Genomic DNA, 19,487 nt, shown 5'->3' on the forward strand with positions numbered 1-19,487 from the left:
ACCGCTGGAGACGCCCGGTGAGTTCCCCAGATCCGCAGGTTCGCGCAACGCGAAACCACTCAACCAGCCCGGCCGTGCGCGGGCCAGTCGTCGCGGTCACCGGAGCCGCGTCCGGGGTGGGCGCGATGCTCACCGAACGGCTCGCCGCGTCCGACGGGATCAAGCAGGTCATCGCCATCGACGAGCGGCGCGGTGAGTGCGCGGGCGCCCAGTGGCACGTCCTGGACGTACGGGACCCGGTGATCGCCGACAAGCTGCGCGGGGCCGACGTCGTCGTGCACCTCGCGGTCGACCTGGACCTGGGCACCGACGCCGCGGCACGGACCGCCTACAACGTCAGAGGGACGCAGACCGTCCTGACGGCGGCGGCCGCGGCAGGCGTCCACCGGGTCGTGCTGTGCACGTCCGCGATGGTGTACGGGGCGCTGCCGGACAACGAGCTGCCGCTCTCCGAGGACGCCGAGCTGCGGGCGACCGCCGAGGCGACCGGGGTCGGGGACCTGCTGGAGATCGAGAGGCTCGCGCGGAGGGCGCCGCGCGCCCATCCGGGCCTCAATGTCACCGTTGTGCGTCCCGCGGTGCTCGTCGGAGGCACCGACACGGCGCTGACCAGGTACTTCGAGTCTCCTCGACTGCTCGTGGTGGCGGGGTCGCGACCCGCCTGGCAGTTCTGTCACGTCGAGGACCTGTGCGGTGCCCTGGAGTACGCCGTCCTGGAGAAGGCCGAGGGCGAGCTGGCCGTCGGGTGCGAGGGGTGGCTGGAGCAGGAGGAGGTCGAGGAGCTCAGCGGGATCCGCCGGATGGAGCTGCCGTCCACGGTGGCGCTGGGCGCCGCGGCACGCCTGCACCGCATCGGGCTCACCCCGTCCCCGGCGGGCGACCTGGCGTACACGATGTACCCCTGGGTGGTCAGCGGCAGCCGCCTCCACGACGCCGGCTGGCGGCCCCAGTGGACCAACGAGGAGGTCCTCGCCGAACTCCTGGAGGAGGTCTCGGGACGGCACACCGTGGCCGGACGGCGGCTCGGCCGCAAGGACGCGACGGCGGCGGGTGCCGCGGGTGCGACGGTGGCACTGCTGGGTACGGCCGCCCTGGTCCGCCGGGCCCGGAAGGCGCGGCGGCGCTGAGCCACTGTGGGCGCGGAGCGCCTGTGGACAGAACAACGGTTGTTCCGGGTTGTCAGTGGTGTGGGGCACGATGGAGGGCATGGCAGCCAACAACGATCACCCCGGTGAGCAGACGGCGCAGGACCCGATCAAGCTGATCGGCATACGGGAGACTCCGCTGTCCGTGGACGAGGTGTTCCGGGCCGTCGGGGACGACGCGGCCGGCGGGACGGCGCTGTTCGTGGGCACCGTGCGGAACCACGACGGGGGCGCCGATGTCGACGAGCTGGGGTACTCGTGCCATCCCAGCGCCGAGGCGGAGATGCGCAGGATCGCCGAGAAGGTCGTCGCCGACTTCCCGGTGCGGGCCCTCGCCGCGGTGCACCGGGTGGGCGACCTGAGGGTCGGGGACCTGGCTGTCGTGGTGGCGGTGTCCTGTCCGCATCGCGGTGAGGCCTTCGAGGCCTGTCGCAAGCTGATCGACGACCTGAAGCACGAGGTTCCCATCTGGAAGCACCAGCGGTTCTCCGATGGTACGGAGGAGTGGGTCGGGGCTTGCTGAGACCGCGGATCCATCGGCCCTGTTTCCGGTTGCGTAACCCCACCCCTGGCGTGAGCGTTGACGGAGCGGATGGTTAATCTGCTGATCAGTCAGTCGCGGTCGCTCACGGGGTTGGGAGGTTGGCATGGCGGCGCTCGCCTGGTTGCTGATTCCGCTTTTCGCCGCTGTCGGTGCCGGGGTGTGGGGCAGTTGGGCCGGCCGGAACCGCAAGAGCGTTGAGGACGGCACTGAGCTCGCGGGATACACCCGCTTCCGTGAGGCCATGGAGAAGTCCTCACGCGGCTGAGTCCCGGGGCTGCCCTGGACGGGCGGCCCCGAAAGTGCTGTGACAGACCCGTCCCGTACTGTCGTTCCATGCCACGCCGCACCGCGACGATGCTCGCCTCCACCCTGATGCTGATCGCGCTCCTGTGCGCGGGAGTGTTCATTCCCGTGCCGTACTCGGAGATGTCACCGGGGCCGACGGTGAACACGCTCGGGGACCACGGTGGCGAGCCGGTGCTGCACATCGCGGGGCACAAGACCTACCCGGCCTCCGGGCACCTGAACATGACCACGGTCCGGGTCACCAGCGCCGACTACAAGATGAACCTCGTCGAGGCCGTCTACGGGTGGCTGGCACACGACAACAAGGTCGTCCCGCACGACACGCTCTACCCGGACGGCAAGACCGAGGAGCAGTCGACCCAGGAGAACGCGGAGGAGTTCAGCCAGTCCCAGGAGAGCGCCAAGGTCGCGGCCCTGAAGGAACTGGGCATCCCCGTGAAGTCCTGGGTGATCGTCTCCACCGTCCTCAAGGACTCACCGGCCGAGGGCGAGCTGCACGCGGGCGACGTGATCAAGTCGGTCGACGGTACGGCGGTCAAGGCGCCCGAGGACGTCGCGAAGCTGGTCACCAAGCACAAGCCCGGGGAGAAGGTCACGTTCACGATCGTCCCCGCCAAGGCGCAGGCCGCCGCCGAGAAGGAGAACAAGACGGCGACCGAGACGCAGAACGTGACGATCACCACGAAGAAGTCCGACGACCAGGGTGAGGACCGCGCGATCGTCGGGATCTCGGCAGGGACGGACCACACGTTCCCGTTCACCGTCGACATCAAGCTCGCCGACGTCGGCGGCCCCAGCGCCGGCCTGATGTTCGCGCTCGGGATCTACGACAAGCTGACTCCGGGCAACCTCACCGGCGGCACGTTCGTGGCCGGCACCGGCACCATCGACGACGCGGGCAAGGTCGGACCCATCGGCGGCATCGAGATGAAGACCGTCGGTGCGCACGACAAGGGCGCCAAGTACTTCCTGACGCCCAAGGACAACTGCGCGGCCGCCGCCAAGGACGTCCCCGAGGGACTCACCCTCGTCAAGGTCGACACCATCGGCGACGCGCTCGGCGCCCTCAAGGACATCCGCTCCGGCGACACCGCCGCCCTGCCGAAGTGCACCACCAAGGGCTGACGGCGCCGTACGGTCCGCGGACGGCGTGCGCCGTCGGGGGCGCCCCAGGGCTGGGGCGCCCCCGACGCGCACACCGAGAAGTCAGCCGTACACCGGGAAGTCAGTCCGCGAACGTCGCCGCCAGCGCCTCGGCCAGGCCCGGCACCAGCTCCGACCCGGTCAGCACCTCCGTCGGCGAGTCCTTCTCGCGCAGGCGCAGCGCCGAATCGCGCGCCCCGTCCCTGAGGACCGCGACCGTCATGCGGACTTCCTGGCGGTCCGGGTGCTCGGCGACCCACTTGGCGAGACGGGCCTCGTTGAGGCCCTCCGGGACGGACGCCTCCGCGGACGGCGGCAGCATCAGCCGCTCCACGGTGAGCGCGCAGCCGGCCACCGAGTCGGGCCAGGCGATCGTGCCGAGGAACTCGTCCAGCGGCTTGCCCGCGGGGATCTCTTCCTGCTCGATCGGGGTGAGACCCGGGCTCTCGGACTCGTCCCGCAGGCCCAGCCGGTCCGCGAGAGAGGGTTGTTCGGCGCGCAGCCGTGCGGTGTCGACGAGGGCGAAGAGGCGAGCGGGCTGGTCCCAGCCGAGGCCGGAGGCGTACTCGTCGATTTCGAGGACGGCCCGGGTGAGGGGGCTCGCTGCCATGGGTGTGTTGGACATGGTCACAATCCTGCCTCGTTCGTTACCCGAACCGGGAACCGAGTAAAGCGTGAGTAAGTTGCATAGGTGAGGCCTCTACGATCTCGACGATCGGGGGGCCTGAAAGATGGTCCGCGTTTCCCGGGGGCCTGACGGATCAACAGCGACTTCGAGGTGCGAACCTTGGCTTTCCAGATGCCGGACCGCGGCGGAGGCCCGACCGGGCCACGGATCAGAGTGGGCCGACCGTCCCGGCGCGTCCGGACCCTGCTCATGACACTGGGCGTTCTGGCCGTGCTGCTCATGGCGTTCGTCATGTTCGCGGGGTTCTGGACGGACTGGCTCTGGTACCGGTCCGTGAAGTACTCCTCGGTCTTCACGACCACCCTGTGGACCAAGATCGGACTTTTCTTCGTCTTCGGGTTGCTGATGGCGGCCGCGGTCGGCTTCAACATCTGGCTGGCCCACCGGCTGCGCCCGCCGCTGAGCGCCATGTCGATGGAGCAGCAGAGCCTCGACCGGTACCGCATGGGCATCGCGCCGTACAAGCGATGGTTGCTTCTGGGCATAACGTCGCTCATCGGCCTGATCGCGGGCGCCTCCGCCTCGGGCCAGTGGCGCACGTGGCTGATGTGGGTGAACGGCGTCCCCTTCGGGCAGAAGGACCCCCAGTTCCACCTGGACGTCGCCTTCTACGCCTTCGACCTGCCCTGGTACCGCTTCCTGCTCGGCTTCGGCTTCGCCGCCGCGATCCTCTCGCTGATCGCCGCCGCGCTCACGCACTACCTGTACGGGGGCCTGCGGATCACCTCTCCGGGCGCGCGGGCCACGGCCGCGGCCACCGGGCACCTGTCGGTGCTGCTCGGGATCTTCGTCGCCCTGAAGGCGGTCGCGTACTGGCTCGACCGGTACGGGCTCGCGGTCAAGTCGAGTGACTTCAAGGCGACGGGCAACTGGACGGGCCTGAGGTACGTCGACGCGAACGCCTACCTGCCGGCGAAGACGATCCTGTTCTGCATCGCCGTCATCTGCGCCCTGCTGTTCTTCGCCACTCTGTGGCGGCGCACCTGGCAGCTGCCCGTCATCGGCTTCGGTCTGATGGTGCTCTCGGCGATCCTCATCGGCGGGCTCTACCCGGCGATCGTCCAGAAGTTCCAGGTCCAGCCGAACGAGCAGGCCAAGGAAGCGCCGTACGTCGAGAAGAACCTCGAAGCGACGCGCAAGGCGTACGGCATCGAGGACGCCAAGGTCGAGGAGTACTCGGGCGAGCGCAACACGGACGACGTGACCAAGCTGCGCGACGACGTGGACAAGACGGCGAGCGTCCGCCTGCTCGACCCGAACATCGTCTCGCCGACGTACCAGCAGCTCCAGCAGATCAGGAACTACTACGGGTTCCCGGCCAACCTGGACGTCGACCGCTACAAGGACAAGGACGGCAAGGTCCAGGACACGGTCATCGGCCTGCGCGAGCTGAACCTGGGCGGCATCCCGAAGAACAACTGGATCAACGACCACTTCCGCTACACCCACGGGTTCGGCGCGGTCGCCGCCAAGGGAACCGCAGCCGACGGGGACGGACGCCCGGTCTTCACCGAGTCCGACCTGCCCTCCAGGAACTCCAACGGGGGCAACCTCGGCACGTACCAGCAGCGGATCTACTACGGCGAGAAGACCAGCCAGTACTCGATCGTCGGCGGTCCCCAGAAGGAGATCGACTACTCCGACGACAGCGGTGAGAAGACCACCAGCTACAAGGGCAACAGCGGGGTCAACCTCTCCAACCCGGTCAACCGGGCCGCGTACGCGGTGGCGTTCAGTGAGCCGCAGATCCTCTACTCCGGCGCCATCGGCGAGGGTTCGCGGATCCTGTACAACCGCACGCCCAAGGAGCGCGTCGAGGCCGTCGCCCCCTGGCTGACGATCGACGGCGACGCCTACCCGGCGGTCGTCGACAACAAGATCCAGTGGATCGTCGACGCCTACACGACGACGAACGGCTACCCGTACGCCTCCCGTACGACCCTGGGCGACACGACCGCGGACTCGCTGACGGCCGCCGACAACCAGCGCGCGGTGGTGGCCCAGCAGAACCAGGTCAACTACATCCGCAACTCGGTGAAGGCGACCGTCGACGCGTACACGGGTGAGGTCAAGCTCTACCAGTGGGACACCAAGGATCCGGTCCTCAAGACCTGGATGAAGGCGTTCCCGAACACGGTGAAGCCGAAGGCCGACATCTCGCAGTCGCTCATGGACCATCTGCGGTACCCGCAGGACCTGTTCAAGGTCCAGCGTGAACTGCTCACCCGGTACCACGTGAAGGACGCGGACACGTTCCTCAGCGGCAGTGAGGTGTGGCAGGTGCCGGACGACCCGACCAACCGGTCCGGGGACGCCGTGCCGCCGTACTACCTGAGCATGAAGCTGCCCGAGCAGAGCGCCCAGACGTTCTCGCTGACGACGACGTTCACGCCGAACGGCCGGGACAACCTGAGCGCGTTCATGTCCGTCAACGCCCAGGCCGACACCAGCGACTACGGCAAGATCACCATTTTGAAGCTGCCGACCGGCAAGACCGTCGACGGTCCCAAACGGGTGCAGAGCCAGTTCAACTCCGAGCCATCCATCGCCGAGTCGATCCGGCTGCTGAGAGGCGGCGACTCGGAGGTGGAGTACGGCAACCTGCTGACCGTGCCGCTCGACGGCGGACTGCTGTACGTGGAGCCCGTCTACGTACGTGGTGGTGACCTCAAGTACCCGCTGCTGAAGAAGGTGTTGGTGACCTACGGAGGCGCGACCGCCTTCGAGGACACCCTCGACGAGGCCCTCAACAAGGTCTTCGGGGCGGAGGGTACGACGCCTCCGCCGGCGGACCAGGACCAGGGCGACGGCACCACCGAGCCGCCCACGTCGAGCAACCCGACGGTTCAAGCCGCCCTGAACGACGCCCAGAAGGCCTTCGACGAGGGCCAGGAAGCCCTCAAGAACGGGGACTGGGAGGCGTACGGCCGGGCGCAGAAGGACCTGGAGGACGCTCTGCAGCGGGCCGAGGATGCCCAGTCCAAGGCCGACGAGACAGGCGGCGGCGGAAAGAACAGCAGTCAGAACAGCAGTCAGGACAGCGACAAGAACAGCAGTCAGAGCAGCGACAAGAGCTCTGGGAGCGGCTGATTCAGAGCTCCGTCCCGCGCCGTGATACGGTTGCTTCACAACGGCGCGGGGTGGAGCAGCTCGGTAGCTCGCTGGGCTCATAACCCAGAGGTCGCAGGTTCAAATCCTGTCCCCGCTACTGAAGTCGAAGGCCCGGATCCTCAAGGGATCCGGGCCTTCGACGTGTGCGCCGACTATGGCCGAATCCGGGCCGCCGACTCCCCCTGAACATCCGGTGACCAGGGCGGGATCCACGGAGCGGCTGCCCTGCGTCCTGATCAGTGAGGCGACGACTCGCCAGAAGCCCTGCGTCATGCGACGGGAGTTGGGAAATCTGTGTTTGACTTGTCTCTCTGTGGGCATGTCGACAAAACGCTGTAGTGACCTCACTGACTGCGGTATACCAGGTGTACCCAGGTTGCAGGTGGTGCGACGATGGACGTTATGGGGGACAAGGCAACTCTGTTGGAGGACGGGCGGTTTGCGCAGCCTGCGGATTTTCCGCAGGTAACGGACCGGGACGAAGCCGGTGACGCTGTCGAGGAGGCGCGTCAGCGGCTCGCTGCCGAGGCCGGTGACGTCGAGGCGATGAGCGTCCTCGGCGCCATGCTGCTGCGCCGCGGTGACCTCGACGGAGCCGAGCCTCAGCTGCGCGCTGCCACCGCCGCGGGTGACCGTGCCGCCGCCAACAACCTGGGTGTCCTTCTGCACCAGCGTGGGTACGCCGACGAGGCGGCAGGGTGGTGGCGGATCGCCGCCGTCGCCGGCTCCGCGGCCGCCGCACACGCGCTCGGGCGGCACCACCGCGAGCGCGGCGACGAGCCGGCCGCCGAGTACTGGCTGCGCCAGGCCGCCGAGCAGGGGCACACGCTGGGCGCGTACGCGCTCGCCGACCTGCTGGAGCACCGCAGCGATCCCGCCGCCGAGCAGTGGATGCGGGTCGCCGCCGAGCGCGGGCACCGCGAGGCCGCGTACAGGCTCGCGCGGGCACTCGACCGGCGGTCGACGGCCGAGGAGTGCCGGGGCGCCCGGGAGGGCTCCTGTGCCGCGAGAGGGGATCACCTGGCCCCGCGCGACGACGACGAGGACGTACGCGAGGGGGAGGCCGGCACTGACAACGGTGTCGAGGCGTCCGCCGCCGAGGAGGCGGAGCAGTGGTACCGGCAGGCCGCGGCACGCGGGCACCAGAGAGCCGCGCTGCACCTCGGCGCGATCCTGGAGGGGCGCGGGGAGCTCAAGGAGGCCGGGCGCTGGTACCTGACCTCGGCGAAGGACGGTGAGCCGCGCGCCGCGTGCGCCCTCGGGTTCCTGCTGCGGGACGCCGGGGACACCGAGAGTGCGGCCGTGTGGTGGCTGCGGGCTGCTCAGGACGGCAACGGCAACGCGGCGAACGCGCTCGGCGCGCTGCACGCCGAGCGCGGAGAGACGCAGACGGCCGAGCGGTGGTACCGGGCGGCCATGGACGCCGGTGACGTGAACGGCGCGTACAACCTCGGGCTGCTCTGCGCCGAGCAGGGCCGGACCGTGCAGGCCGAGCAGTGGTACCGACGGGCCGCGTACGCCGGGCACCGCGAGGCCGCGAACGCGCTCGCGATCCTGTTGTTGCAGGTCGGGGACGCGGCGGGGGCCGAGCCGTGGTTCTCCAAGGCGGCGGAGGCGGGCAGTGTGGACGCCGCCTTCAACCTCGGGATCCTGTACGCGGGGCGCGGCGACGACGCGGACGCACGGGTCTGGTACGAGCGGGCGGCCGCCGCCGGGCACACCGAGGCCGCGCTCCAGGTCGCCATCGCGCGGCTCCGCGAGGGTGACGAGCGGGCGGCCGAGCGGCATCTGCGGCAGGCGGCGGGTGGCGGCAGCGCCGAGGCCGCGTACCGGCTCGCCGCCGTCCTGGACGCCCGGCGCCCGCCGACGCCAGCGCACGAGCTGGGCGAGCCCACGCGGGAGAAGAGCGAGTGCGAGGAGTGGTACGAGCGGGCCGCGGATCAGGGGCACCGGCGGGCCCAGGTGCGGGTCGGCATGCTCGCGGCGGCCCGTGGGGACGTCGTCGAGGCGGCGCGGTGGTACCGGGAGGCGGCCGAGGCCGGGTCCCGGAACGGGGCGTTCAACCTCGGGTTGCTGCTGGCCCGGGAGGGGAGCGAGCCGGAGGCCGCGCTGTGGTGGACGCGGGCGGCCGACGCCGGGCACGGGCGGGCGGCGCTGCGACTGGCCCTGGTCTACGCGCGTCGGGGTGAGCTGGCGGAAGGGCAGCGGTGGGCGGATCGGGCGGTGTCGCTCGGACCGGTGGAGGTCGCGGAGCGGGCGGCGAAACTGCGGGACGCTCTGCGGGAGGAGTTGTCGGCGTAGGGCTGTGGCCCCGTCCCGCCACTGGGGCCGAAGTGATTTGCGCGGGGCCGAGGTGCTGACGTAATGTTGCGTTCATCGACGCGGGGTGGAGCAGCTCGGTAGCTCGCTGGGCTCATAACCCAGAGGTCGCAGGTTCAAATCCTGTCCCCGCTACTGATCCCGAGGGGTCGGAGCCTGTAAGGGTTCCGGCCCCTCGGTGTTTGTGTTGCGGGGCTCTGTGTCGGTGTTTTGCGTGTCGGTGCTTCGGCTGGTGTTTTGCGGGTGACCACAAGTCGACATGTCGATTTGTGGTCGGTGACCGGCTCAGAGCTGAAGCATGAGTGGCGTGAGTAGCGCGATTACGCTGCCGTGCAGTGGGGGCACACGCCCCGGTACGTCACCTCGACGTCCGACACCGTGAAGCCGAAGCGCTCTGAGTCGGGGAGGTCGGCGAGGGGGTTGCCCGTCGGGTGAACGTCGCGGATCGCGCCGCACTGGGCGCAGACCAGGTGGTGGTGCGGACGGTGCGCGTTCGGGTCGTACCGCTTGGCGCGCCTGTCCGTGGCGACCTCGAGCACCTCGCCGAGGGAGACCAGCTCACCCAGCGTGTTGTAGACGGTCGCCCGGGAGATCTCGGGCAGCTTGACGACAGCCCGAGCGTGTACCTCGTCGGCCGTCAGATGGACGTGATCGCCGTCGAGGACCTCGGCCACGACGCGCCGCTGCGCGGTCATGCGCCATCCGCGTCCGCGCAGCCGCTCCAGAAGGTCACTCATACGACCAGCGTAACAGCAAGAGGACTAGAATCCGAACAGGTGTGAGTTTGGAATTCTCCTTGACTTAGACATTGTCCATTGTAGGATCGAGCTCTGAATTCGGCGAGCGCCTGGGGCCGCTGTCCAGGCCCTGTGCGGCTGACCAGGGTTGGACCGCTTGCCGTGCGAGACGGGCCGGAACTCCACTGGAGTTCCGGCCCGTTGGCTTTCGCGGCGCGCCGGTCAGGCCGGTGTGGGCTGCCGTGCCGGGACCCAGCAGCGGATGATGTCGCGGACCGAGACGATGCCGACGGGTTCGTCGCCGTCGAGGACGACGAGGTGGCGGAAGCCGCCGTGGGTCATGGCCCGGGCGGCGTCCTCCAGGGTCCAGGACGGAGTGGCGAAGACGACGTCGGTGGTGGTGTGGGCGTGTGCCCGCTCGGTGTCCGGGTTCTGGCCCAGGCCGACGGAGTTGAGGATGTCGCGCTCGGTCAGGATGCCGAGGCCGCCGGCGTCCGGGTCGAACACCACGGCCGCGCCGACCCTGCGGGCGGACATCAGGGTGGCGGACTGGCGGAGGGTGTGGTCGGGGCCGATGGTGAGGACCAGAGTGCTCATGGCGTCGCGGACGAGCATGGAATTGAGCCACCTCCTATGGAATCCCGGTGAGGCTTGTTCAGGGATTCACAAGTTCACAAGTGGGGGGACTCTCAATGTGGCAGGTAAAGGGGAGGTCAACAAGAGGGCGCGCGTGGTGAGTTCAGGGGCGCTGCGGGGCACTCCTGATCACTCGGGTGCCCCGTACGACTCAGTACTGCGCCCCGTACGACTCAGTACTGCTGGTTGAGGTACCCCAGCAACTCGTCGTGCAGCAGCCCGTTCGACGCCGCCGCGTTGCCGCTGTGCGGGCCGGGGCGGCCGTCGAGGCCCGTGAAGGTGCCGCCCGCCTCGGTGACGACGATCGCGGTGGCCGCCATGTCCCACAGCGACAGCTCGGGTTCGGCGCAGATGTCCACGGACCCCTCGGCGACCATCATGTAGGGCCAGAAGTCGCCGTACGCGCGCGTGCGCCACACCTCGCGGGTGAGGTCCAGGAAGCCGTCCAGCCGGCCCTGCTCCTCCCAGCCGCCCAGGGAGGAGTACGCGAAGGAGGCGTCGGGCAGCGTCGCGACGCGCGAGACGTGGAGGCGGGAGGCGGAGGAGAGACTCCGGCCGGAGAACGCGCCGTGGCCCTTCGCGGCCCACCAGCGGCGGCTGAGCGCGGGGGCGGAGACGACGCCGACGACCGGCTGGTAGCCGCCCTCGCCCGCTTCCATCAGCGAGATCAGCGTGGCCCACACCGGGACGCCGCGGACGTAGTTCTTGGTGCCGTCGATCGGGTCGATGACCCAGCGGCGCGGGCCCGTGCCCTCGATGCCGTACTCCTCGCCGAGGATCGCGTCGCGTGGCCGGGCGCGCTGGAGCTGGCCGCGGATCAGCTCCTCGGCGGCCTTGTCGGCCTCGCTCACCGGCGTCATGTCCGGCTTCGTCTCGACCTTGAGGTCGAGCGCCTTGAACCGGTCCATGGTCGCGGCGTCGGCGGCGTCCGCGAGGACATGGGCGAGCCGCAGGTCATCGAGATAGTCGGGCATGAGCGAACCGTATCCGGCGGGTCATGGATCCGGCCACACGCCCCCGGAGATCACTGCGGGACCTCCTCAGGAAGGGCAGGACGGGACTGTGACGCGGGGGTGGGGAGGGGGTAATGGGACGGTTGGGGCAGGTGAGAGTGGTGAGGCCTCGGGGGCGACGAATCGGTGCAGGCGGAGGCGTTTGACCGTGCGCGGGTCGCGCTCGGGCCATGATCGGGCCGTGCTCGGGTGGGAGGCTCCGGCTCCGTTTGACCGGCGTCGCCCAGAGCACCCGTGCGCCCGTGCCCCTTGTTCGAAGCCACCCATGCCACCGAAGTCACCCCCGCCATCGAAGTCACCCCAGCCCTCGAAGCCGCCCGAGTCGCCCGAGTCACCAAAGCCGCCCAAGCCACCGGAGTCGCCGTAGCCGCCTGAAGTCGCCGAAATCGCCGCCTCGCCGGTCGCGGCGCCGGCCCCTCAAGGGCTTCGCCCGCGCCTGCCCGGGGCCTCCGCGGACGCCGTTACGCGGCCCCCGCGATCTTCCTCGCCGCCACCGCGCACGTTGGCCGAACACACGCCCCTCGGCGCCGCCGAGAACCCTTGACAGTGCATCGGCGCGCGTCAAACCTGAGGTCCAAAGCCGCCGCTCGGCAGAGGGAGGCGATGATGCCTGCAGCCCGGGAATCCCTGTTGGACGCCGCCTACAAGGCGCTCGCGCGCCGTCCGTGGTCCGCCGTGCGCATGGTCGACGTCGCCGCCGTGGCAGGAGTGTCCCGGCAGACGCTCTACAACGAGTTCGGCAGCAAGGAGGGACTCGCGCGCGCCCTGGTACGCCGGGAGGCCGACGCCTATCTCGCCGGTGTCGACCGGGCGCTGGCCGTGCACGCGGACGCCCGTGAACGACTGGCCGCCGCCGCCGAGTGGACGTTTTCGGCCGCCCGGGGCAACGCCCTCATCAAGGCCATGCTCACCGGCTGCTGGAGCGAACGCCTGCCCACGCCCACGCTCACCGCGGTGCCCTCGTCCTCAGCTGTGCCCGCACAGCGCCGTGCCGACGGGCCCTTGCCCTCGCCCGCCGACTTCGTGGCCCTGACCCGTGACCGAGCCGTTGCCGTCCTCTCCGCCCCCGGCGTCCCGAAGACCGACACGGCGGAACTGGCCCGTTCCTGTGAACTCGTCGTCCGCGTCGCCCTGTCCTGCGTGTCCGCGTCGCCGGGCGAAGGCGGCGTCAGCGGCCTGGTGCGTACCGTCCTGAAACGACAGCCGATACGGCAGGGCTGAGCGCGACCGGCTCACAACTAGTGTGCCGATCCGGACAGTTGCAGCCCTATGACCCCCGCGATCACCAGAGTGATCGAGATGATCTTCAGCGTGGACACGATGTCGCCGAGGAAGATCATGCCGTAGATGGCGGTGCCGGCCGCCCCGATGCCCGTCCACACCGCGTACGCGGGGCCCACGTCGAGCTTCTTCAGCGAGAGGGTCAGCAGGCCGAAGCTGCCGAGGGCGAAGATGCAGAACGCGACGGTCGGCCAGAGCCTGGTGAAGCCGTGCGAGAGCTTCAGGCAGACGGCGAAGCCGGTCTCCAGCAGTCCCGCGACGATGACCAGCAGCCACGCCATGTATCTCGTCCTCCCGCGTCCCCACGTTCCGTGACCGCTTCGTCTGGCTTGGATCGGCTCGGTGCGATTATGCACTTACCGGCCAGGTACAGGAGCAAACAACGCGGAGGTCAGCCGCCTTCCCGTCGGCGGCTCTCCCGTCACCTGCCTCCCATCACCTGCCTCCTGTCGGCGGCCCTCCCGTCGGTGGCCCTCGGTCAGTCGCCCTCGTGCCGCTCCCGCGTGGCCAGCAGCCGGCGCAGGGAGTACAGCCTGGCCGGGTCCGCGTGCCCGGCCGTCACCCACTCGTCCAGCGCGCAGTCCGGTTCGTCGTGACTGCACGCACGGGGGCAGCCCTCGGTTCCCGGTTCCAGGTCGGGGAAGGCGTGGATCACGCGGGACGGATCGATATGCGCCAACCCGAAGGACCGTACGCCCGGGGTGTCGACCACCCAGCCGTCCGTCTCCCCGAGCGGCAGCGCCAGCGCCGACGTCGTCGTGTGGCGGCCACGGCCCGTCACCGCGTTGACGTGTCCCGTCGTACGGCGACGCTCCTGGGGTACGAGCGCGTTGACCAGCGTCGTCTTGCCCACGCCCGAGTGGCCGACGAACGCCGTGATCTTGCCGTCGAGCTGTTCCCGTACGCGGTCCGCCGCGTCGCCGTTCTCCAACTCCTCGCGGCTGGTGACGACATAGGGGATGTCCAGGTCGCCGTACAGCTCCAGGAGCTTGTCGGGCGGGGCCAGGTCCGACTTCGTCAGCACCAGCAGCGGGTCGAGGCCGCCGTCGTACGCCGCGACCAGGCAGCGGTCGATGAGGCGCGGGCGGGGCTCGGGGTCGGCGAGGGCGGTGACGATGGCGAGCTGGTCGGCGTTGGCGACGACGACGCGCTCGTAGGGATCGTCGTCGTCGGCCGTGCGCCGCAGCACCGAGGTGCGCTCGGCGATGCGGACGATACGGGCGAGGGTGTCCTTGTTGCCGGAGAGATCACCGACGAGGGACACGTGGTCGCCGACCACCGCTGCCTTGCGGCCCAGTTCCCGCGCCTTCATCGCCATGATCACACGATCTTCGACGAGGCAGGTCAGCCGGCCGCGGTCGACGGTCAGGACCATGCCGTCGGCCGCGTCCTCGTGCTTGGGGCGGATGTTCGTACGGGGACGGTTGCCCTTGCGGTTGGGGCGGACCCGGACGTCGTCCTCGTCGGTGTGCTTGCCGTAACGGCGCATGATCCCGGTCCGCCCGTCAGTCCCCGAGCATCCCGGTCCACAGGTCGGGGAAGTCCGGCAGGGTCTTGGCCGTCGTCGCCACGTTCTCGATCCGCACGTCCTTCACCGCGAGGCCGATGATCGCGCCCGCGGTGGCCATGCGGTGGTCGTCGTACGTGTGGAAGACGCCGCCGTGCAGCGCGCGCGGGCGGATGTGCAGGCCGTCGGCGGTCTCCGTGACGTCACCGCCGAGCTCGTTGATCTCCTTGGTGAGCGCGGCCAGCCGGTCCGTCTCGTGCAGGCGCAGGTGGGCCACACCGCGCAGCGTCGAGGGGGAGTCGGCGAGGGCCGCGACCGCGGCGATGCCCGGCGTCAGCTCGCCGACCTCGCCCAGGTCCACGTCGATGCCGTGGACGGCGCCCGAGCCGGTGAACGCCAGCCCGTACTCGGTCAGTTCGCAGGAACCGCCCATCTCGGTGAAGATCGCGCGCAGTTGGTCACCCGGCTGTGTGGTGCGGGCCGGCCAGTCCGGGATGAGCACCTTGCCGCCGGTCACCAGGGCCGCCGCCAGGAACGGCTGGGCGTTCGACAGGTCCGGTTCGATCGTCAGGTCGCGGCCCAGCAGTGCTCCCGGGGTCACCCGCCAGACGTTCGGCTCGCCGCCGGACTCGGGGGTGTCCACCTGCGCGCCGACCGCGCGCAGCATGTCGACCGTCATACGGATGTGGGGCATGGAGGGCAGCGTCGAGCCGGTGTGGCGCACCTCGACGCCCTGGTTGAAGCGCGGGCCGGACAGGAGCAGGGCCGAGACGAACTGCGAGGACGACGACGCGTCGATCTCGACGGGGCCGCCGTCCAGCGCGCCGCCGCCATGGACCGTCAGCGGGAGTGCTCCCCGGCCGTCGTCGTCGATACGGGCGCCGAGGGCACGCAGGGCGTCGATCACGCCGTTCAGGGGGCGCTCGTACGAGCGGGGGTCGCCGTCGAAGCGGATGGGGCCGTCGGCTAGGGCGGCCACGGGGGGCAGGAAACGCATCACCGTGCCGGCGTTGCCGACGTCGACCGTGGCGGGGCCCCGCAGACCCGTGGGGAGCACGCGCCAGGCCTCGCCGGAGCCGTCGGGGCCCACCCCTTCCTCGATCTCCACGCCCATCGCGCGCAGCGCGGCCGCCATCAGCAGGGTGTCGCGGGAGCGCAGCGGGCGGCGCAGCCAGCCCGGCTCGGAGGCGAGGGAGGCCAGCACGAGGGCTCGGTTGGTGACCGACTTGGACCCGGGCACGTGGACCGTCGCGTCGACGGCTCCGCTCGCGTGCGGGGCGGGCCAGAGGGCGGTGTGGGCGTTGTTCGGGGCCATGGGCCCCACTTTAATGGGGGTTCGCCTGCTGAGGTGCCTCGTGATCGCCGTGGGCGGCTGCGGGCCGGTGGGGGCTGGTCGCGCCCACGCGGCGGAGCCGCATATCGACACAGCCCCACGCCCCTGACGCCTGCCCCTTCGGGGCGCGTCATACCTCCAGCAGCCACCGAGCCCCGCCCACCAGTGAGCACAGCGACACCGCGTGGAACAGGAACAGCCACATGCCCGCAGGGGCGTGGGTGAGGCGGGCGAGCTGGTCCGCGTCCGAGTCGCCCGCGCCTCCCCGGCGCCGCTTGGCCTGGAGCTCGAAGGCCGGACGTACGCCGCCCAGCAGCAGGAACCACACCACGACGTACGCGAACGCCGCCTGCACCTGGGGGCCGGCCAGCCAGGAGACCACCACGAACGTGCCGCCGCTCAGCAGCACCGTGACCGCCCCGTACGCGTTGCGGATCATCACCAGCATCGCGACGAGCAACAGGGTGGCCAGCCACAGCAGCGCGGTGATGTGCCCGGCGGCGAGCAGTGCGGCACCGCCGAGGCCGAGCAGCGGGGGAGCGGTGTAGCCCGCGGCCGCCGTGAGGATCATGCCGAGGCCGGTCGGCTTCCCCCGGCTGACCGTGAGGCCGCTGGTGTCCGAGTGCAGACGTATGCCCGTGAGGGTGCGCCCGGTGAGCAGTGCGACCAGGCCGTGTCCGCCCTCGTGGGCGATGGTGACGGCGTTGCGCGAGAGCCGCCAGACGCCCGGCGGGACGACCGCGGCGAGCGCGGCCACCGCGGTGGCTATCACGACCCACAGATCGGGGTCGGGCTGGCTTCCGAAGACCTCGTTCCAGACGTCGGCCAGCGAGGTGGTGTCCATCTTGAGCTTGGCTCCCTTGCTCTCACGGAGTCTGGCAGTGTGGCACGTATGTGCGGACGGTATTCAGCGAGTCGTAGGCCAGAGGATCTCGCAGGAGTCTTTGAGATCGAGAAGTGGGAGCCCGAGGAGACGTTGGCGCCCGACTACAACGTGGCTCCCACCAAGGAGGTCTACGCGGTCCTCGACCGTCCTCTTAAGGACGTCGACGACAAACGGCCGGTTCGTCAGCTCCGCAGGCTGAAATGGGGCCTCGTCCCCTCCTGGTCCAAGACGCCCGAGGGCGGCGCCCGCATGATCAACGCCCGCGCCGAGACCGTCCACGAGAAGCCCTCGTACCGCCGTGCCTTCGCCACCCGGCGTTGCATCCTGCCCGCCGACGGCTACTACGAGTGGGTCACCGGCAGTCAGGAGCGCGATCTGGAGGTCGAGGGGAAGAAGAAGAGGCCCCGCAAGCAGCCGTACTTCGTGCTCCCCGCCGACGGCTCGGTGTTCGCGATGGCCGGGCTCTACGAGTTCTGGCGGGACAAGACGCTTCCGGACGAGCACCCGCAGGCCTGGTGGGTCACCTGCTCGGTCATCACGACCGAGGCCGAGAGCACCCCGCTCGCCGTCGCCCCGGCCGACGGCCCGCACGCCCTGGCCGAGATCCACCCCCGGATGCCCCTGATGCTCACCCCGGACCGCTGGGACGCCTGGCTGGACCCGGCCCGCACCGACCTCGACGACCTCCGGGACCTGCTCGCCCCGCCGCCCGCCGGACTGATGCGGGCGTACCCCGTGACCACCGCCGTCAGCAATGTCCGCAACAACGGTCCGGAGCTGCTGAAGGAGCTGGAGGGGCCCGAAGAGGGCACACTTTTCTAACGTGACTGCTGATGTGACGGAGACCGTCGAGACGGACGCCGGGACGGCCCGGATCACCTGGCGCGGGGCGAGGAAGGCACGACTCGTCCTCGCCGTCAGCCACGGAGCCGGCGGCGGCATCGAGGCCCGTGATCTTCAGGCCCTCGCCGAGGCGCTGCCCGCGCACGGTGTGACCGTCGCCCTCGTGGAGCAGCCCTGGAGGGTGGCGGGCAAGAAGGTCGCGCCCGCCCCGAAGACGCTGGACGTGGGCTGGCGGGGCCTGTGGCCCGCGCTGGCCGGGCCGGGACTCCCCGTGATCGCGGGCGGCCGGAGCGCGGGCGCCCGTGTGGCCTGCCGCACGGCGACGGAGCTGGGTGCCACGGCCGTCCTCGCCCTGAGCTTCCCGCTGCACCCGCCGGGCAAGCCCGAGAAGTCCCGTGCCGGCGAACTGCTCGGCGCCGGTGTGCCCACCCTCGTCGTGCAGGGCGGCAACGATCCGTTCGGCCGACCCGAGGAGTTCCCGCCGGGCGACTACGAGCTGGTGGAGGTGCCGTACGGCGATCACGGCTTCGCCGTGCCGAAGCGGGCACCCCTCGACCACACCCGGGCGATGGAGATCGTCACGGACGGCGTCACACAGTGGAGTACGTCACTCGGGTGAGGGCGAGGACGCGGGGCGGGAATGCGGGATCCCGGTCGGCTGTTGTGCGGATCAGACAGCGCGGAGACGTGCTGAAACCATTCGTACGAGAGGAAGTCCGCCGCATGGGTTCGACCATCTGCCCGGCCCGCAGCAGCGCCCGTGACCTGGACTGGACGGTGCTGCACGCGGCGAAGAGCGCCCCTGTTCGGGCGGCGGGTGGACACGATGTTCGTCTATCCTCCGATTCGAGTGGGACCGGTTTCGGTTTCGGTCCCACCGAGACTCTGGAGGAGGTGGGTCCGGTCACTGGGACCGACGCAGGGACCGAACACGGCCAGGCGGAGCAGCCCGAGGGCCGGGGCGGCGGCACGGAGACGACCGCCGAGCGCAGCGCGCGCTTCGAGCGGGACGCGCTCGAGTTCCTCGACCAGATGTACTCGGCCGGGCTGCGCATGACGCGCAATCCGGCCGACGCCGAGGACTTGGTGCAGGAGACGTACGCGAAGGCATACGCGTCCTTCCACCAGTTCCGTGAGGGCACCAACCTGAAGGCGTGGCTGTACCGGATCCTCACCAACACCTTCATCAACTCGTACCGCAAGAAGCAGCGCGAACCACAGCGCAGCGCGGCCGAGGAGATCGAGGACTGGCAGCTGGCGCGCGCCGAGTCGCACATGTCGACGGGCCTGCGCTCCGCCGAATCGCAGGCGCTCGACCATCTGCCCGATTCGGACGTCAAGGAAGCGCTGCAGGCGATCCCCGAGGAATTCCGCATCGCCGTCTACCTCGCGGACGTAGAGGGCTTTGCGTACAAGGAGATCGCGGACATCATGGGGACACCCATCGGTACGGTGATGTCCCGCCTCCACCGGGGCCGCCGTCAACTGCGCGGCATGCTGGAGGACTACGCCCGTGACCGTGGGCTGGTCCCGGCCGGCGCCGGAGAGTCGAACGAAGCGAAAGGCTCGGGCTCATGAGCTGCGGAGAGCCGCACGAGACGGATTGCAGCGAAATCCTCGACCATCTCTATGAGTTCCTGGACCGTGAGATGCCGGACGCGGACTGCACCAAGTTCGAGGTCCACTTCGAGGAGTGCTCGCCGTGTCTGGAGAAGTACGGGCTTGAGCAAGCCGTGAAAAAGCTGGTCAAGCGGTGCTGTGGGCATGACGACGTGCCGACCGACCTGCGCGCCAAGGTCATGGGGCGCATCGAGATGATCCGTTCCGGGCACACTGTGCCCGAGCACGACGTGACGGCGACGCCGCAGGAGTCGTGACCGTCAGGAGTCGCGACCGCCAGGAGTCGTGACCGTCCGGCCCGGAGTTCTGACCTCTTGAACTCCGGGCCCGCTGTTTTCCGCCTGGGTCCGCGCGGCCGCTCGGCGGCTCGGCCGC

The 19,487-nt window shown here is 70.0% G+C and carries 19 protein-coding genes and 2 tRNA genes; 13 read left to right on the forward strand and 8 right to left on the reverse strand.

Annotated elements, in window-relative coordinates; all coding sequences use genetic code 11:
* Positions 1–17: 17 nt before the first annotated feature.
* From AB0959_RS01730 to AB0959_RS01745, 4 genes are all read left to right on the forward strand, one after another.
* A complete protein-coding gene (locus tag AB0959_RS01730; RefSeq protein WP_366824213.1) occupies positions 18–1,127 on the forward strand; it encodes an SDR family oxidoreductase in 1,110 nt (369 codons plus the stop codon).
* A gap of 79 nt (positions 1,128–1,206) precedes the next feature.
* Positions 1,207–1,668 (forward strand): molybdenum cofactor biosynthesis protein MoaE, encoded by a 462-nt coding sequence (locus AB0959_RS01735; RefSeq protein WP_366824214.1) that lies wholly within the window; start codon positions 1,207–1,209, stop codon positions 1,666–1,668.
* 124 nt (positions 1,669–1,792) lie between these two features.
* Positions 1,793–1,954, forward strand: a complete 162-nt coding sequence (locus tag AB0959_RS01740) for a hypothetical protein (protein WP_366824215.1) — start codon at positions 1,793–1,795, stop codon at positions 1,952–1,954.
* 68 nt (positions 1,955–2,022) lie between these two features.
* The gene (locus AB0959_RS01745) at positions 2,023–3,120 is read left to right on the forward strand and encodes a PDZ domain-containing protein (protein ID WP_366824216.1); all 1,098 of its coding nucleotides are present in this window, start codon (positions 2,023–2,025) and stop codon (positions 3,118–3,120) included.
* Between the two features lie 100 nt (positions 3,121–3,220).
* Here the strand turns inward: AB0959_RS01745 and AB0959_RS01750 are convergent, their stop codons facing one another.
* Positions 3,221–3,763, reverse strand: a complete 543-nt coding sequence (locus AB0959_RS01750; RefSeq protein WP_366824217.1) for a PPA1309 family protein — start codon at positions 3,761–3,763, stop codon at positions 3,221–3,223.
* A 174-nt stretch (positions 3,764–3,937) separates the two neighbouring features.
* Between AB0959_RS01750 and AB0959_RS01755 the strand changes: the two genes are divergently transcribed.
* From AB0959_RS01755 to AB0959_RS01770, 4 genes are all read left to right on the forward strand, one after another.
* On the forward strand, positions 3,938–6,916 hold the full coding sequence (locus AB0959_RS01755) for a UPF0182 family protein (RefSeq protein WP_366824270.1): 2,979 nt from the start codon (positions 3,938–3,940) through the stop codon (positions 6,914–6,916).
* Between the two features lie 44 nt (positions 6,917–6,960).
* Positions 6,961–7,034, forward strand: a tRNA-Met gene (locus tag AB0959_RS01760).
* Positions 7,035–7,330: 296 nt separating this feature from the next.
* Positions 7,331–9,238: a tetratricopeptide repeat protein gene (locus tag AB0959_RS01765; RefSeq protein ID WP_366824218.1), complete on the forward strand. Its 1,908-nt coding sequence runs from the start codon at positions 7,331–7,333 to the stop codon at positions 9,236–9,238.
* Positions 9,239–9,317: 79 nt separating this feature from the next.
* A tRNA-Met gene (locus AB0959_RS01770) sits at positions 9,318–9,391 on the forward strand.
* A gap of 185 nt (positions 9,392–9,576) precedes the next feature.
* Here the strand turns inward: AB0959_RS01770 and AB0959_RS01775 are convergent.
* The 3 genes from AB0959_RS01775 to hisN all read right to left on the reverse strand — a co-directional run bounded on the left by AB0959_RS01775 (position 9,577) and on the right by hisN (position 11,603).
* Entirely contained in the window at positions 9,577–9,993 is a 417-nt protein-coding gene (locus AB0959_RS01775; protein ID WP_366824219.1) for a Fur family transcriptional regulator, read from the reverse strand.
* A 222-nt stretch (positions 9,994–10,215) separates the two neighbouring features.
* Positions 10,216–10,608, reverse strand: a complete 393-nt coding sequence (locus AB0959_RS01780) for a CBS domain-containing protein (RefSeq protein ID WP_366824220.1) — start codon at positions 10,606–10,608, stop codon at positions 10,216–10,218.
* Positions 10,609–10,802: 194 nt separating this feature from the next.
* Positions 10,803–11,603, reverse strand: a complete 801-nt coding sequence (hisN, locus tag AB0959_RS01785; RefSeq protein ID WP_366824221.1) for a histidinol-phosphatase — start codon at positions 11,601–11,603, stop codon at positions 10,803–10,805.
* A 642-nt stretch (positions 11,604–12,245) separates the two neighbouring features.
* Here hisN and AB0959_RS01790 point away from each other — a divergent pair.
* Complete coding sequence (locus AB0959_RS01790) at positions 12,246–12,863, forward strand: TetR/AcrR family transcriptional regulator (RefSeq protein WP_366824222.1); 618 nt, start codon at positions 12,246–12,248, stop codon at positions 12,861–12,863.
* Between the two features lie 17 nt (positions 12,864–12,880).
* On the opposite strand, the gene AB0959_RS01795 is transcribed toward AB0959_RS01790, so the two are convergent.
* The 4 genes from AB0959_RS01795 to AB0959_RS01810 form a co-directional block, all read right to left on the reverse strand.
* Positions 12,881–13,204 carry a multidrug efflux SMR transporter gene (locus AB0959_RS01795; RefSeq protein WP_366824223.1) on the reverse strand — a complete coding sequence of 108 codons (324 nt, stop codon included), beginning with the start codon at positions 13,202–13,204 and terminating at the stop codon, positions 12,881–12,883.
* 197 nt (positions 13,205–13,401) lie between these two features.
* The gene (rsgA, locus tag AB0959_RS01800) at positions 13,402–14,412 is read right to left on the reverse strand and encodes a ribosome small subunit-dependent GTPase A (RefSeq protein ID WP_366824224.1); all 1,011 of its coding nucleotides are present in this window, start codon (positions 14,410–14,412) and stop codon (positions 13,402–13,404) included.
* 16 nt (positions 14,413–14,428) lie between these two features.
* Complete coding sequence (gene aroA, locus AB0959_RS01805) at positions 14,429–15,745, reverse strand: 3-phosphoshikimate 1-carboxyvinyltransferase (RefSeq protein WP_366824225.1); 1,317 nt, start codon at positions 15,743–15,745, stop codon at positions 14,429–14,431.
* 148 nt (positions 15,746–15,893) lie between these two features.
* Positions 15,894–16,607 (reverse strand): M50 family metallopeptidase, encoded by a 714-nt coding sequence (locus tag AB0959_RS01810; RefSeq protein WP_366824226.1) that lies wholly within the window; start codon positions 16,605–16,607, stop codon positions 15,894–15,896.
* 48 nt (positions 16,608–16,655) lie between these two features.
* Here AB0959_RS01810 and AB0959_RS01815 point away from each other — a divergent pair, with 48 nt between their 5' ends.
* The 4 genes from AB0959_RS01815 (at position 16,656) to rsrA (ending at position 19,369) form a co-directional block, all read left to right on the forward strand.
* The gene (locus AB0959_RS01815) at positions 16,656–17,471 is read left to right on the forward strand and encodes an SOS response-associated peptidase (protein WP_366824227.1); all 816 of its coding nucleotides are present in this window, start codon (positions 16,656–16,658) and stop codon (positions 17,469–17,471) included.
* A 13-nt stretch (positions 17,472–17,484) separates the two neighbouring features.
* Positions 17,485–18,111, forward strand: coding sequence for an alpha/beta family hydrolase (locus AB0959_RS01820; protein WP_366824271.1), 627 nt, complete (start codon positions 17,485–17,487; stop codon positions 18,109–18,111).
* A 275-nt stretch (positions 18,112–18,386) separates the two neighbouring features.
* Positions 18,387–19,070 (forward strand): RNA polymerase sigma factor SigR, encoded by a 684-nt coding sequence (sigR, locus tag AB0959_RS01825; protein ID WP_366824228.1) that lies wholly within the window; start codon positions 18,387–18,389, stop codon positions 19,068–19,070.
* Entirely contained in the window at positions 19,067–19,369 is a 303-nt protein-coding gene (gene rsrA / locus AB0959_RS01830; protein WP_366824229.1) for a mycothiol system anti-sigma-R factor, read from the forward strand. The genes sigR and rsrA overlap by 4 nt, the downstream gene beginning before the upstream one ends.
* The last annotated feature ends 118 nt before the right edge of the window (positions 19,370–19,487 follow it).

Origin of the sequence: Streptomyces sp. NPDC046862 (assembly GCF_040704615.1) — a bacterium.
Lineage (GTDB): Bacteria > Actinomycetota > Actinomycetes > Streptomycetales > Streptomycetaceae > Streptomyces.